At 71.3% G+C, this 13,985-nt stretch carries 12 protein-coding genes; 9 read left to right on the top strand and 3 right to left on the bottom strand.

All coding sequences use genetic code 11. The features are described 5' to 3' along the window. Nucleotides 1-37 precede the first annotated feature (37 nt). Nucleotides 38-1,738, bottom strand: a complete 1,701-nt coding sequence (locus MICNX66_RS05500; protein ID WP_187663632.1) for an ABC transporter substrate-binding protein — start codon at nucleotides 1,736-1,738, stop codon at nucleotides 38-40. A 266-nt stretch (nucleotides 1,739-2,004) separates the two neighbouring features. On the opposite strand from MICNX66_RS05500, the gene MICNX66_RS05495 reads away from it, so the two are divergent. The 7 genes from MICNX66_RS05495 to MICNX66_RS05465 are packed head-to-tail and all read left to right on the top strand — an operon-like array spanning nucleotide 2,005 to nucleotide 9,346. Then, nucleotides 2,005-2,721 carry an NUDIX hydrolase gene (locus tag MICNX66_RS05495; RefSeq protein ID WP_187663631.1) on the top strand — a complete coding sequence of 239 codons (717 nt, stop codon included), beginning with the start codon at nucleotides 2,005-2,007 and terminating at the stop codon, nucleotides 2,719-2,721. After that, on the top strand, nucleotides 2,718-4,055 hold the full coding sequence (nadA, locus tag MICNX66_RS05490) for a quinolinate synthase NadA (protein WP_187663630.1): 1,338 nt from the start codon (nucleotides 2,718-2,720) through the stop codon (nucleotides 4,053-4,055). Before MICNX66_RS05495 ends, nadA begins: the two co-directional genes overlap by 4 nt. Next, entirely contained in the window at nucleotides 4,052-5,587 is a 1,536-nt protein-coding gene (nadB, locus tag MICNX66_RS05485; RefSeq protein ID WP_187663629.1) for an L-aspartate oxidase, read from the top strand. Before nadA ends, nadB begins: the two co-directional genes overlap by 4 nt. Continuing rightward, on the top strand, nucleotides 5,587-6,438 hold the full coding sequence (gene nadC, locus MICNX66_RS05480) for a carboxylating nicotinate-nucleotide diphosphorylase (protein WP_187663628.1): 852 nt from the start codon (nucleotides 5,587-5,589) through the stop codon (nucleotides 6,436-6,438). The genes nadB and nadC overlap by 1 nt, the downstream gene beginning before the upstream one ends. Before the next feature lie 4 nt (nucleotides 6,439-6,442). Continuing rightward, the gene (locus MICNX66_RS05475) at nucleotides 6,443-7,579 is read left to right on the top strand and encodes a cysteine desulfurase family protein (protein ID WP_187663627.1); all 1,137 of its coding nucleotides are present in this window, start codon (nucleotides 6,443-6,445) and stop codon (nucleotides 7,577-7,579) included. 23 nt (nucleotides 7,580-7,602) lie between these two features. After that, on the top strand, nucleotides 7,603-8,550 hold the full coding sequence (locus MICNX66_RS05470; protein ID WP_187663626.1) for a glycosyltransferase family 2 protein: 948 nt from the start codon (nucleotides 7,603-7,605) through the stop codon (nucleotides 8,548-8,550). A gap of 22 nt (nucleotides 8,551-8,572) precedes the next feature. Then, entirely contained in the window at nucleotides 8,573-9,346 is a 774-nt protein-coding gene (locus MICNX66_RS05465) for an SDR family NAD(P)-dependent oxidoreductase (protein WP_187663625.1), read from the top strand. A 12-nt stretch (nucleotides 9,347-9,358) separates the two neighbouring features. Here MICNX66_RS05465 and MICNX66_RS05460 read toward each other — a convergent pair whose 3' ends face one another. After that, nucleotides 9,359-11,434: an ABC transporter ATP-binding protein gene (locus tag MICNX66_RS05460; RefSeq protein ID WP_187664118.1), complete on the bottom strand. Its 2,076-nt coding sequence runs from the start codon at nucleotides 11,432-11,434 to the stop codon at nucleotides 9,359-9,361. Between the two features lie 167 nt (nucleotides 11,435-11,601). Here MICNX66_RS05460 and MICNX66_RS05455 point away from each other — a divergent pair, with 167 nt between their 5' ends. Further along, the gene (locus tag MICNX66_RS05455) at nucleotides 11,602-13,077 is read left to right on the top strand and encodes an MDR family MFS transporter (RefSeq protein ID WP_187663624.1); all 1,476 of its coding nucleotides are present in this window, start codon (nucleotides 11,602-11,604) and stop codon (nucleotides 13,075-13,077) included. A gap of 30 nt (nucleotides 13,078-13,107) precedes the next feature. Here MICNX66_RS05455 and MICNX66_RS05450 read toward each other — a convergent pair whose 3' ends face one another. After that, nucleotides 13,108-13,254 carry a hypothetical protein gene (locus MICNX66_RS05450; protein ID WP_187663623.1) on the bottom strand — a complete coding sequence of 49 codons (147 nt, stop codon included), beginning with the start codon at nucleotides 13,252-13,254 and terminating at the stop codon, nucleotides 13,108-13,110. A 126-nt stretch (nucleotides 13,255-13,380) separates the two neighbouring features. Here MICNX66_RS05450 and MICNX66_RS05445 point away from each other — a divergent pair, with 126 nt between their 5' ends. Beyond that, entirely contained in the window at nucleotides 13,381-13,974 is a 594-nt protein-coding gene (locus tag MICNX66_RS05445) for a carboxymuconolactone decarboxylase family protein (protein ID WP_187663622.1), read from the top strand. The last annotated feature ends 11 nt before the right edge of the window (nucleotides 13,975-13,985 follow it).

Genomic DNA, 13,985 nt, shown 5'->3' with positions numbered 1-13,985 from the left:
TGTCCTGACTTCCTGCTTCCCCTGCTCCTCTCGAGACTCAGCCGGCGGGCTTGATCTGCGTCAGCACGTACCCGGCCGCGATCGCACCCCAGGAGGGCGGGAACGCGTAGAGGTTCTCCTCGGTCGGCCAACCGGTGTAGTCCTTCGTGTTGTAGAAGGTCTGCGTGGCGTTGATCACGAGCGGGATGTAGGGCACGTCAGTGACGATCGCGTCCTGGATCGTGGCGTAGAGCTCCTTGCGCTCCGCCTCGTCCTCGGTGCTGATGGCCTGCTGGATGGCCGCATCGACGGTCGGGTTGTTGTAGCGGCTGAAGTTCCAGCGCCCCGGGGGGATCTCGGTGCCGACGGGGCTGGTGGACTGCACCTCGGTGCCACCGAACCAGTCGCGGTAGATCTGGAACGGGTCGGCGATGGTCGTGCCGACCACGCCGCCGACGATCAGCTGGAACTCGCCGGACTGGCGGGCGTCGACGAACTCCTGCCACTGCACGGTCGACGCGGTGATCTTGATGCCCGCAGCCTCGGCCTGCTCGGCGATGAGCTTCGCGGCGTCGTTGTAGTCCGTCCAGCCGTCGACCGAGATCAGGCTGAGCTCGACGGGCGCGCCGTCCTTCTCGTAGATCCCGGAGGAGCCCTTGGTGTAGCCGGCAGCCTCGAGGATGGACGCGGCCTCCTCGACGTTGGCCTCCTGCGGGCTGACCTCGTACGCGTCGTCGGTGAGCCACTTCTCATCGCGCGGGAGCAGCGTGTAGGCGGGCGAGACGTCGGCGGTGAGACCGACGAACGCCTTGTCCTTGATGGTGGCGCGGTCGACGGCGACGTTCAGCGCCTGCCGGACCGCCACGTCCGTCTGCGGGCCCGTGCAGCCGAGCTCGGCGTTCGAGCAGGTGTAGAGGACGGTCGGGTCCTGCGGCGTGTTGATCCACTCGATCTTGCCGTTGGCGGTCGCGTCGTCCGGGTTCGGGATGAACATGCCGGTCCAGTCCAGCTCACCCGCCGTCACGAGATCCTGCGCGGTCTGGTTGTTGTCGACCGCGATGTACTGGACCTTCTTGATGGCCAGCTCGTCGGCGCCGCGGTAGTTCTCGTTGGCGACCAGCGTGTAGGACTCGCTCGTGGTCTTGTCCACGACGTACGGGCCCGACCCGACCGGCTCCTCGTTCGTGAAGTTCGCGAAGTCGTCGACGTCCTTCCAGATGTGCTCGGGGAGGATGTAGCTCGACCCCATCCGCTGGAACTCCGTGGTGTACTGCGCGATGCCGTAGGTGAGCACGACCGTGGTGTCGTCGGTGGCCTCGGCGGAGACCAGCTGGTTGCCCTCGGGGTTGTTCGCCTCGTACAGGAAGGTGAAGGCCACGTCCGCGGCCGTGAGCGGCTCGCCGTCGCTCCACTTCAGGTCGGGCTTGATCTTCACCGTGATCTGCGTGCCGTCTTCGTTGTACTCGAAGGACTCGCCGATGAGGCCGATGGGCTCCTCGTCCTTGGTCTTGTTGTAGAAGAACAGCGGCTCGTAGATCGGGCCGAGTGCGCCGTGGAGCACGTTCGGGGCGAACGGGTTGTAGTTCGTCGTGATCGGCGTCGTGCTGCCGGCCCAGACGCGGAGGGCACGGTCGCTGGACGCGTTGCCGCCCTCGTCGCCGTCACCGCCGCCGCCACCACAGGCCGTCAGGCCCAGGGCGAGGACCGAGGCCCCCGCGACCGCCGTGAGCGCGATCTTGCGCTTTCCGTTACGGATCATTCTTCATTTCCTCTCGGTGCTGCACTGCAGGAGGGATTCTCCGGTTGGAGCCGAACCCCGGGCGGGGTTCACGGGAACCCCGGGAGGTGGCCTGCGGGCCGCCCTCGAAGGGGTTTGTTAGGACAGTAACCTAACAAACCCGCTCCGGGGGAACAAGCCTTCCTGCGGGCAGGAGATAACGTTTCGGACTCGACACCTTTCTGCGTCATGCGCCCGCACTAAAGGTCGTCGTGACACTAAGATCGTCTACGGAGGTTAAGGTGCATATGACTCGAAGTGCGGACATCCGCGTCGCCGTCTCGACGGTGATCCTCACGCTGCGCCGCGGTGACGACGGTCCTCCCGTTCTCGCGCTCCCCCTCGTCCGCCGTACCCGCGAGCCGTTCGCAGAGCGATGGGCGCTTCCCGGCGGGTGGCTCACCCCCGAGGAGTCGCCGGTCGACGCCGCGGCCCGGACACTCGCCGAGACGACGGGCCTTGCGCCCACCTACCTGGAGCAGCTCTACGCCTTCGGCGCCGTCGACCGCTCCCCCACGCGGGTCGTCTCGATCGTGTACTGGGCACTGCTGCGTCAGGACGACGTCGAAGCCCAGATCACCGCGCATCGGGCGTCCGGTCGCGCGCCGGAGAACGTGGAGTGGTTCGATGTCGACGGCCTGCCCGCACTCGCCTTCGATCATCACGAGATCATCGAGTACGCGCTCTGGCGCCTCCGCAACAAGGTCGGCTACAGCCGCGTGGCCCAGGGCTTCCTGCCCGCCGAGTTCACGCTCGCCGAGCTGCGGGAGGCGTACGAGTCGATCCTCGGGCGCCCACTGGACCCTGCGAACTTCCGGCGGCAGGTCGAGGCCGCGGGCAACCTCACCCGCACCGACCGCTTCCGCACGGGCAGCCACCGCCCGGCCCGCCTGTACCGCGACGACACCGACGTCGAGCTGGCCGACCGCGGCCCGCTCCGCCCCGAGGAAACGAGAACCCGATGAGCATCACCTTCGTCCCGACCCCCGTGGTCCCTGCGGCCGACCCGTCCGTCGATCACGCGATCCAGGCCATCGTTGGCGGGACCTCCACCGACGCTACGTGCACCACCGACCTCGCCGTCGGCCCGTGGGACTTCGACACGCGCCCCGGGTACGGGCCCGGATCCTCCATGGGCGACGTCATCCCGACCGGGGCTCCCCGGCAGGGGGAGCTCCCCGCCGCCTACCGCGAGGCGGACGAAGCCGAGCTCCACCGGCGCATCGAGGCGGCCAAGGCGACCCTCGGAGACCGGGTGGTGATCCTCGGCCACTTCTACCAGCGCGAGGAGGTCGTGACCCATGCGGACGAGGTGGGTGACTCGTTCCAGCTCGCCACCGCCGCCACGATGCGGCCGGATGCGGAGGCGATCGTCTTCTGCGGCGTGCACTTCATGGCCGAGACCGCCGACCTCCTGTCGCAGCCCGACCAGGCCGTGATCCTGCCGAATCTCGCCGCCGGGTGCTCCATGGCGGACATGGCCGACATCGACCAGGTGGAGGAGTGCTGGGAGCAGCTCGCCGATGTGCTGGGCGACCTCGACACCCCCGACTCCGACGGCCGCGTGCCGGTGATCCCCGTCACCTACATGAACTCCTCCGCGGCGATCAAGGGTTTCGTCGGGCGGCACGGCGGCATCGTGTGCACCTCGTCGAACGCCGCCACGGTGCTGGAGTGGGCCTTCGCCCGCGGCCGTCGCGTGCTCTTCTTCCCCGACCAGCATCTGGGTCGGAACACCGCGAAGGCCATGGGGGTGCCGCTCGACCGGATGCCGATGTGGAACCCGCGGCGAGCGCTCGGCGGCTCCACCCCGGAGGAGCTCGTCGACGCGGAGGTGATCCTCTGGCACGGCTTCTGCTCCGTGCACCGGCGGTTCACCGTGGCGCAGATCGACCAGGCCCGCGCGGAGCACCCGGGGGTCCGTGTGATCGTGCATCCGGAGTGCCCGATGGAGGTCGTCGACGCGGCCGACGAGGCCGGCTCGACGGAGTACATCCGCCGCGCCATCGCCGAGGCCACGGAACCGACGACGTTCGCGGTCGGGACCGAGATCAACCTCGTGCGCCGCCTGGCCGCGCAGTACCCGCAGCACCGGATCTTCTGCCTCGACCCGGTCGTCTGCCCGTGCTCGACCATGTACCGCATCCACCCCGGCTACCTCGCGTGGGTCCTGGAGGAGCTGGTCGCCGGCCGCACCCCGAACCGCATCACGGTCTCCCCTGACGTCGCCGCCCCGGCTCGCCTCGCGCTCGAGCGGATGCTCGCCGCCAAGCCGCCGGTGGCCGCCGGGGCACGATGAACGTCGTCGTCGTCGGCTCCGGGATCGCCGGACTCACCGCCGCGCTGCACGCGCACGAGATCGGGCATGCCGTGACGCTCGTGACGAAGAGCGCGCTCGGGGGCGGATGCACGCCGCTCGCGCAGGGCGGCGTGGCCGGCGGCTACGGGCCGAGCGACGGACCGGCGGCGCATGCCGCCGACACGATCAGCGCCGGAGCGGGTCTGTGCGATCCGGCCGCCGTCGACGCCCTCGTGGCGGACGGCGCCGCCCGGATCGCCGAGCTCCTGGCCCGCGGCGTCGCCTTCGACCGGGCGCCGGGCGGTGCCCTCGCCCGCGGGCGGGAGGCGGCGCACACCCATGCCCGCATCCTCCACGCCGGGGGCGACGCGACCGGGGCCGCGATCTCCGCGGCGCTATGCGCGGCCGTTCAGCGCACGCCGATGTCCGTCCGCGAGCGGACGATGCTCCTCGATCTGATCGTCGAGGCGGGACGGATCCGCGGGATCACGGTCCTCCGCGAGGGCGCCGCGGTCGAGATCCGGGCCGACGCCGTGATCCTCGCCACGGGCGGGGCAGGGCAGCTCTACGCGCACACGACCAATCCGATCGAGACGACCGGCGACGGCATCGCGGCGGCTCTGCGCGCCGGCGCCGCCATCGCCGACCTGGAGTTCGTGCAGTTCCACCCGACCACCCTCCCCGGCGTCCCGGTCTTCCTCCTGTCCGAAGCCGTCCGCGGTGAGGGAGCCGTGCTCCGCGACAGCGACGGACGACGGTTCGTGTTCGACAGCCACCCCGACGGGGAGCTCGCCCCGCGCGACGTCGTCGCCCGGGCCATCGCCGGGCAGGCAGCCCGGCAGGGGACGCCCGTGCACCTCGATGCCACCGGGCTGGGGGCCGATGCGCTCGCCCGCCGCTTCCCGACCATCGACCGCGTGACGCGCGACCGCGGTTTCGACTGGTCCCGGGAGCCGCTGCCGGTGACCCCCGCCGCGCACTACCTCATGGGCGGCGTCGTCACCGACCGGCACGGACGGACCACCATCCCGGGGCTGTACGCCGCCGGCGAGATCGCCCGGACAGGAGTGCACGGAGCCAACCGGCTCGCCTCCAACTCGCTCCTCGAAGGAGCCGTGTTCGGAGCCAGGGCCGCCGCCGCGCTGGACGAGCCATGGCCCACCGCTGCCGTCGACATCACCCCGTGTCCGTCATCGACGGACGGGACAGACGCCGCGGACGCGGATGTCGCACCGGAGCCCCTCCCCCCGTTCGACCGCGCGGCTCTGCAGCGGCTGCTGTGGGACGAGGTCGGCCTGCGGCGGAACGTATCCGGCCTGCAGCGCGCTCTCCGCATCGTGCGCGGGTGGGCCGTCGGGTTGCCTCCTGCGGTCGACGTCCGCACGCACGAGGACCGGAATCTGCTGCTGGTCGCCGACGCCACCCTCCGTGCCGCCCTGGCACGCCCGGCCTCGGCCGGCGCCCATCACCGTGATGATCCCGCCCCCGACGCACCGACCATGGGACACCCGTCGATCCTGGAGACCGCCTGATGCTCACCCACGCCACCCTGCACCGCGTCGTCGGAGCCGCGCTCGAGGAGGACGCCCCCTGGGGCGACCTCACCAGCACCACCCTGCTCCCCGCGGAGACGACGGCAACGGCCGACCTCGTCGCCCGCGAGCACGGGGTCTTCAGCGGCGGCGAGGTGTTCGCCGCCGCGTTCCTCCTCACCGACCCGGACGTCACGGTCGACCTGCACGTGGGCGACGGCGATGCCTTCAGGGCTTCCGACGTGCTGGCCACCGTGACAGGGCCGGCCCGCGCTGTGCTCACCGCCGAACGCGTCGCGTTGAACTTCGCGCAGCGGATGTCGGGCATCGCGACGCTCACCGCCGCCTACGTCCGCGAAGTCGAGGGAACGCGGGCGCGCATCGCCGACACCCGCAAGACCACGCCCGGTCTGCGAGCGTTCGAGCGGCACGCGGTCGTGTCCGGCGGCGGGCGGAACCATCGGTACTCGCTCTCCGACGCGGTCATGGCGAAGGACAACCACCTCGCAGTGCTCCAGAGGTCCGGGCTCGATCTCGCGACGGCTCTCCGCGAGGCACTCTCGCGGCTGCCGCACACCGCCCACGTCGTCGTCGAGGTCGACCGTCTCGACCAGATCCCTGCGGTGCTCGACGGCGGCGCCCATACCGTGCTCCTGGACAATTTCTCCCTCGACGATCTGCGCGCCGGCGTGGCGCTCATCGGCGAGCGCGCCATCGTGGAGGCCTCGGGCGGCGTCGAGCTGACCACCGTCCGCGCCATCGCCGAGACCGGGGTGGATGTGATCTCGGTCGGAGCCCTCACGCACTCCGCGCGGGCGCTGGACCTCGGACTCGACCTCCGGATCGACTGACTCCGTGCTGTACCTCGACCACGCCGCGACGTCTCCGGTACGCCCCGAGGTGCGGGCGGCCATGGAGCCCTTCCTCACCGAGGTGTTCGGCAACCCCGCCAGTCACCACACCGCGGGCGAGACCGCGGCGCGCGCGCTGGAGGACGCCCGCGCCCGGGTGGCCCGCGTGTTCGGGACGCGGGCAGGGGATGTCGTCTTCACCGGCGGCGGCACGGAGGCGAACAACCTCGCTGTGAAGGGACTCGCCCTGGGAGCGCTCGCCTCCGGCCGGCGGCGCGTCGTCGTGTCCCCCATCGAGCACGAGTCGATCCGGGAGTCGGCGGCGTACCTCGCGCGGTTCCACGGGGTGACGGTCGCGATGCCCGCCGTCGACGGCACCGGACGGATCACGCCTGACGCCCTCGACACGGCGCTCACCGACGACACGGCCGTCGTGTCCTTCGGACACGCGAACAACGAGATCGGCACCGTCCAGGACATCCCGGCGCTCCGCGAGGTCGTCCACGCCCGCCGCGTGCCCCTCCACGTCGACGCCGTGCAGTCGGCCGGCTGGCTGCCGCTGCACGAGCTGCATGCCGACGCGGTGTCGATCGCCGGGCACAAGCTCGGCGCTCCCAAGGGCACCGGGGCGCTCGTCGTCCGCGGACGCCTCCCTCTGGAACCGCTCCTGCACGGCGGCGGCCAGGAGCGTGGGCGGCGGTCCGGCACCGTCGACGTCGCCGGAGCGGTGGGCCTGGCGACGGCACTGGATCTCGCCGAGCGGGAGCGCGAAGACACCGTGACCCGGGTGGAGGCCGCGACGGCGCGTTTCATCGCCGAGGTGCAGCGCCGCGTGCCCGTGGCCGCGCTCACGGGGCATCCCACGCAGCGGCTCCCCGCGACGGCGAGCTTCACGATCGCCGGCGTGAGCGGCGAGGCGGTGCTGCTGGAGCTGGAGCGCCGCGGGGTGATCTCGTCCAGCGGCTCCGCCTGCGCCGCCGGCAGCGACGAGCCCTCCCCCGTGCTGCTCGCGTGCGGCATCGCCCCGGAGGTCGCCCAGACGGCCGTGCGCTTCACCTTCGGGCGCTCGGCCCTCCCTGCGGACGCTCCGGAGCGTCTCGCCGCACTCGTGGCGGAAGCGGTCGACGCGGTCCGCGGCTGACGGACGGCCCTAGACTCGGCGGAGTGACCGCCCCCGCCCCGATCGTGACGCTGATCGTGCCCGGACGCGACATCGCCGCGTTCGCCCCCGCCGCCCTCGACTCCCTCCGTGCGCAGACGGACGAGCGGTGGCGTGCGATCCTCATCGACGACGGCTCCACCGACGACACGGGAGCGATCTTCGCCGACGCCGCCGCGACGGATCCCCGCTTCACCCTGATCCGGCATGAGGCTTCCGTCGGGCTCGGCGCCGCGCGCAATGTCGGCCTCGCGCGGGTCGACACGCCCTTCACGGGCTTCCTCGATGCGGATGACGAGCTGATGCCGGACGCCCTCTCGACGCTCGTGGGCACGCTCGAACGCACGGAGAGCGACTTCGCCGCCGGTGCCTACGTGCGGCTGCGTCCCCAGGGGCGAGGGTACGTGCCCGGCCGCGTACAGCCGTGGGTGGCCGCGGCGACCTCTCCTCGCCGTCTCGGCACCACCCTCGCGGAGCATCCGCAGGCCGTGTCGAACATCGTCGCATGGTCCAAGGTGAGCCGCACCGAGATGTGGTCCGACCTGCGGTTCCCCGAGGGTGTCGCCTACGAGGACCAGGTCGTCGCGCAGACGATGTACACCCGGGCGCGCGCCTTCGACGTGCTGCCTGACGTCGTGGTGCGCTGGCGCGTCCGAGCGGACGGCACCTCGATCACCCAGGGCAAGGCGCAGCTCCCCGTGCTCCGCGACTACCTCGCTGCGCTCCGCGGCGGCATCCGTGTGCTGCAGACGGCGGGCGCGCACGCCGCCGTGACCGCTCGACTCGACCTCATCCTCGCGATGGACGTCGCTCCGCTCCGGGAGATCGCGGACACGCACCCGGATCCCGCCTACGCGGCGGAGGTGTCCGCGTTCCTGGCCGAACTGCGCGCCCTTCCCGAATTCGCCGACGCCCGCCCCGACCCCACCCTCGCCGACGCCCTCGCGTGGTGAGCCCCGCCGGAAGGACCCCCACATGACCGACTACCTCTCCTCGCTCTTCGCGCTCGACGGCCGCACCGCCGTCGTGACCGGCGGCAGCTCGGGCATCGGCCGCGGCATCGCGACGGCGCTCGCCCGGGCCGGCGCGGCCACGGTGATCGTCGCCCGCGGCGCGGAGCGCATCGCGGAGACCGTCGAGGAGCTGAACGCGCAGGGGTGCCGGGCCGCGGGCGTCGTCGGCGATCTGGGCTCCCGCGACGGCATCCACGCGGTCGCGGAGGCCGCTGCCGTCCCCTTCGGCGAGCCGGACATCCTCGTCAACTCCGCCGGCATCAACATCCGTCCGCCCTACGCCGAGATCACCGAGGCGGACTGGGACGCGACGATGACCGTCAACGCGCTCGCCCCGTTCCTTCTCGGTCAGCGCTGGGCGCAGGGCATGGCTGTGCGCGGGTACGGGCGGCTCATCCACATCAGCTCGCAGCAGGCGCACCGGGCATTCGTGGGCAGCGGGGTGTACGGCGCCTCCAAGGGCGCGGTCGAGTCGCTCATGCGCTCGGAGGCCGAGGCCTGGGGTGGTACCGGCGTGACGAGCAACACCCTCGTCCCGGGATTCGTCCTCACTCCCCTGAACGCCCGCCTGCAGGAGGATCCCGCCACGATCGCGGCCCTCGCGGCCCGGACGATGGTCGGACGCAACGGCCTCCCGGAGGACTTCGCCGCGGCCGCGGTCTTCCTCGCGGGTCCCGGCTCGGCGTATGTCACCGGCCAGTCGCTGTTCGTCGACGGCGGGCTCTCCGTCCACTGACCCGCGAAGCCGTCAGCCGTCGGTCGGGCGCGGTCGGGCGTCGGCGCTGGATGCCGTCGGCAGCGGTACGCCGGTCGTGAGCGCCACGACGGCGTCGGCCGCCGCGGAGTCCTCCGGCTCGCGGTCCGCACGGCGCCCGGCGAGCGCCGCATCGACGCCCTCCTCGACACCGCCACGGATCGCGGCCTCCTCCTCGGCTTCTGCTTCGATCTCGGCGTTCAGCACACGCGACGCGGCCACCTGCTGTGCCGCCAGCTCGGCGTAGAGGCCGCCCTGCGCGAGGAGCTCCGCGTGGGTGCCGGACTCCACGATGCGACCGGCCTCGAGCACATGGATGACGTCCGCCCCCATGACCGTCGAGAGGCGGTGTGCGATCGACAGGGTCGTGCGCCCCTTGGCCGCCTCGTCGAGGGCTTCCTGCACCACGCGCTCGGACACGGTGTCCAGGGCGGAGGTGGCCTCGTCGAGCAGGAGCACCGGCGGGTCCTTCAGGAGCACGCGGGCGATCGCGATCCGCTGCTTCTCCCCGCCGGAGAGCCGGTATCCGCGCTCCCCCACGACGGTGTCGTAGCCCTTCTCGAAGCCCGCGATGATGTGGTGGATGTTGGCCGCGGTGCAGGCGGCGACCAGTTCCTCGTCCGTCGCATCGGGCTTCGCGTAGCGGAGGTTCTCCCGGATCGTCGCGTGGAACAGGTAGGTCTCCTGGGAGACGATGCCCACGTCGTCGATGATCGACTCCTGCGTGAGCGTGCGCACGTCCGCCCCCGCGAACAGCACCGCGCCACCCTTGGCCTCGTACAGCCGCGGGGCGAGATAGAGGATCGTGGTCTTGCCGGCGCCGGACGGGCCGACGAAGGCGACGTGCTGCCCGGGCTCGGCCACGAACGAGACCCCGTGCAGCGTGGGGCGCGAGTCGGCCGCGGCATCCGGATAGCGGAACACGACGTCCTGGAACTCGACGCGTCCGCGCGGCCCAGGGGCCTGCGCGACGGTGACCGCGTCGGGGGCGTCGGTGATCTCCGGTACGAGGTCGAGGTACTCGAAGATGCGGGCGAACAGCGCGGACGAGGTCTGCAGATCGAGCGAGACCCGCATGAGCCCCATGAGCGGCATGAGCAGCCGCGCCTGGACCGTCGTGAAGGCCACGATCGTACCCGCGGTGATCGCTCCCGTCCCGCCCGCGATGAGGTAGCCGGACACCAGATAGATGACGGCCGGCACGCTCGCCATGATGACCTGCACGACCGCGAAGAAGCCCTGGCCGCTCATGGCCCGGCGCACCTGCAGGCGCACCTGGTTGCGGTTCTCCTGCTGGTAGCGCTCGGACTCGGTGCGCTGGCGGTTGAACGCCTTGGACAGCAGCATGCCCGAGACGCTCAGGGTCTCCTGGGTGATGGAGGTCAACTCGGACAGCGACTCCTGGGTCTCCCCCGCGATGCGCGCCCGCACCTGCCCCACGCGTCGCTGCACGAGCACGAGGAAGGGCATCAGCACGACCGCGATGAGGGTGAGGCGCCAGTCGATGAGGATCATCGCGACGAGGGAGGCGATCACCGTGACGGCGTTGCCGAGGATGCTGGTGACCGTGTTCGTGAGCACGCCGGAGACGCCGCCGACGTCGTTCTGCAGCCGGGACTGGATCACCCCGGTCTTCGTCCGGGTGAAGAAGCCGAGCTCCATCGCCTGCAGGTGCTCGAACAGCCGCACCCGGAGGTCGCCCGTGACGCTGTTGCCGACCGTCGCCGTGAGCCAGGTCTGCGCGACGCCGAGGACCGCCGAGAAGAGGAAGAGGCCGACCATCGCCCCGACGAGCACGCCGAGCAGGGAGAGATGGGGGCCGCCGCCGTCGACGGGGAACAGGGCGTCGTCGAAGATGCGCTGCACGAGGAGCGGCGGGATGACCGCGATACCCGCGCCGACGACGACGAGGACGCCCGTGAAGAGGATGCGCCACCGGTAGGCGCTGAACAGAGCGACGACCCGGGTGCCCAGCCCGTCGATCTTCGGGGCCTCCGCGTTGAGCCGACGCTGGGCGTCCTCGTCCACGCCGCGGAAACCGCCCCGCGGACCACCGCCCATCCCGCCCATGCTCATGGCGCCAGCGTACTCAGGACGGCGGACACCGCGGGCCGCCGTCTCCGCTCAGGGCGGATATCGCAGGGATCGGAATGAAATGTCCCACCGACCCGTTACGCTGAATGACTCTCGCGAACTCTCGCACATCTCTTTTTCTTCCGATGCCCTGGAGGCCGCCCATGTCTGCCGTCGATACCGGCTCCATCACGACGCCCCCCGCATCGCACGGGGAGATCCCGCGCAAGGACATGCGGGTCATCTGGCTGCTGCTCGTCGCCGCCTTCGTCGCCATCCTCAACGAGACGACGATGGGCATCGCGATCCCGCATCTGAACACCGACCTCGGCATCCCGCCCGAGCTCGGACAGTGGCTGACGAGCGCGTTCATGCTGACGATGGCGGTGGTCATCCCGACCACCGGCTTCATCCTGCAGCGCTTCACGACCCGGCAGGTCTTCATCGCCGCGATGACGGCGTTCTCGCTCGGCACGCTCGTGGCTTTCGTGGCGCCCGGCTTCTCGGTGCTGCTCGTGGGCCGCGTGATCCAGGCCGCCGGCACGGGGATCATGATGCCGCTGCTGATGACGACGATCATGAACGTCGTGCCCGCGCAGTCCCGCGGTCGCATGATGGGCCGCGTCGGTCTCGTCATCTCGCTCGCTCCCGCGATCGGCCCGACGCTCGCGGGGGCCGTGCTCGACGCGTTCAACTGGCGCGCGCTGTTCGCCATCGTGCTGCCCATCGCCCTGATCTCGCTCGCCATGGGCGCGAAGTGGATGACCAACCTCGGCGAGACCCGCAAGGCTCCGCTCGACGTGCTGTCCATCCCGCTCGCGGCGCTCGGCTTCGGCGGCATCGTCTTCGGCCTCAGCCAGTTCGGCGGCGAGGGCGGATCGGGCGGCACGACCGGCGTCATCGCTCTGGTCGTCGGCGCCGTCTCGCTCGCCCTGTTCGTCTGGCGTCAGATCGTGCTGCAGCGCGTCGACGACGCCCTGCTCGACCTGCGCGTGTTCCGCTCGGCGAACTTCTCGCTGGCCGTCATCATCATGACGATCCTGGCGTTGTCGATGTTCGGCACCCTGACGCTGCTGCCGCAGTACCTGCAGAACGTGGCGGGACTGACCGCGCTGGAGTCGGGCCTCATCCTGCTCCCCGGTTCGGTGCTGATGGGCCTGCTCGGTCCGATCATGGGCCGCGTCTACGACGCGAAGGGCACCCGTCCGCTGCTCATCCCCGGGACGATCCTCGTCTCGGCGGCGCTGTTCTTCTATTCGACGGTCGGAGAGCACACCGTGTGGTGGCTGCTGATCATCGTGCAGGCGGCCATGTCGGTCGGCCTCGCGATGTCGTTCACGCCGCTGTTCTCCTCGTCGCTCGGGTCGTTGCACCGCTCGCTGTACTCGCACGGCTCGGCGGTGCTCAACACGCTGCAGCAGGTCGGCGGGGCGGCCGGCGTCGCCCTGCTCACGGTCACGTACTCGGCGATCCTGCACGCCGGCGAGGACGAGGGCCTGTCGCGGGCCGTGGCCGGTGCCCCCGGAGCGCGGACGGCCTTCCTCATCGCGGCGATCATCTCGCTCGCGGCGGTCGCGCTCAGCCCGCTGGTGCGCAAGCCCGCCGACGACATCGGCGACGCGGCGCACGGCGGTCACTGACCGCGCAGCCACACCGACGGCGTCTGCTGCTCACCGCTCCTTGGGGGCGGGGATGTGGCAGACGCCGTTGCTGCAGTAGCCGGCGGCATCGCCCTCGAGCAGCTCGATCGCACCCGGCAGCGGCTGCAGCCCGAGCGGCGCGTCCTGCCCGGTGTTCTCCTGCTTCGATTCGGTCATCCCTCGATCGTACGCCTGCCAGGAGCACCGGGCGCCGCACGCTCTTCTCTGCGGCCTGAGAGCGGCGTATCGTTCCCGGCGAGGGGTGCGCACCCTCGCCGCGCGCCCCGGAGCCGAGGAGGCGCCATGATCATCCACCCTCCCGAACGGGCCACCGCGACCGGCCACGTCGCCGCGATGTACGAGAGCGACCTCGTCGACGACGGCATCGTGTTCGCTCACACCAAGGCCATGGCCGTGAACCCCGACGCCCACGCCGCCTTCGAAGCCCTCGTCCGCGCGGTCGTCCCGTCGATCGGCGTGCCGATCTACGAGGCCGCGACCCTGGGGGCGGCGCGGGCCATCGGATCCGCGCACTGTCTGCTCGCCCACGGCCGCCGTTCCCTGCGCGCCGGCGTCGTCGACGAGGAAGGACTCGCCGCCTTCGCCGCGGGAGACGACCGCGGTTTCACGGAGCAGGAGCAGGCCGTGATCCGCTTCGCCACGCGGCTGTCGACCGATCCGGGGGCGATGACCGACGCCGATGCGCAGGAGCTGCGAGACCGGGGGTTCAGCGACCGGCAGATCGTGGACATCACCCTGGCGGCGGCGGCGCGCAACTACTTCAGCAGGGCTCTTCTCGCGCTGGCCGTGCCCGTCGAGGACGTCCCGGGGCTGGACCCGGCGCTCACCGCGGCTCTCACGCGGACCACCGGGGCCCCGCCGCCAGGCGATCGATAGGCCGTTCCGCC

This window comes from Microbacterium sp. Nx66 (genome assembly GCF_904066215.1).
GTDB classification, from domain to species: domain Bacteria; phylum Actinomycetota; class Actinomycetes; order Actinomycetales; family Microbacteriaceae; genus Microbacterium; species Microbacterium meiriae.
This window is presented reverse-complemented; position numbering and strand designations above follow the sequence as displayed.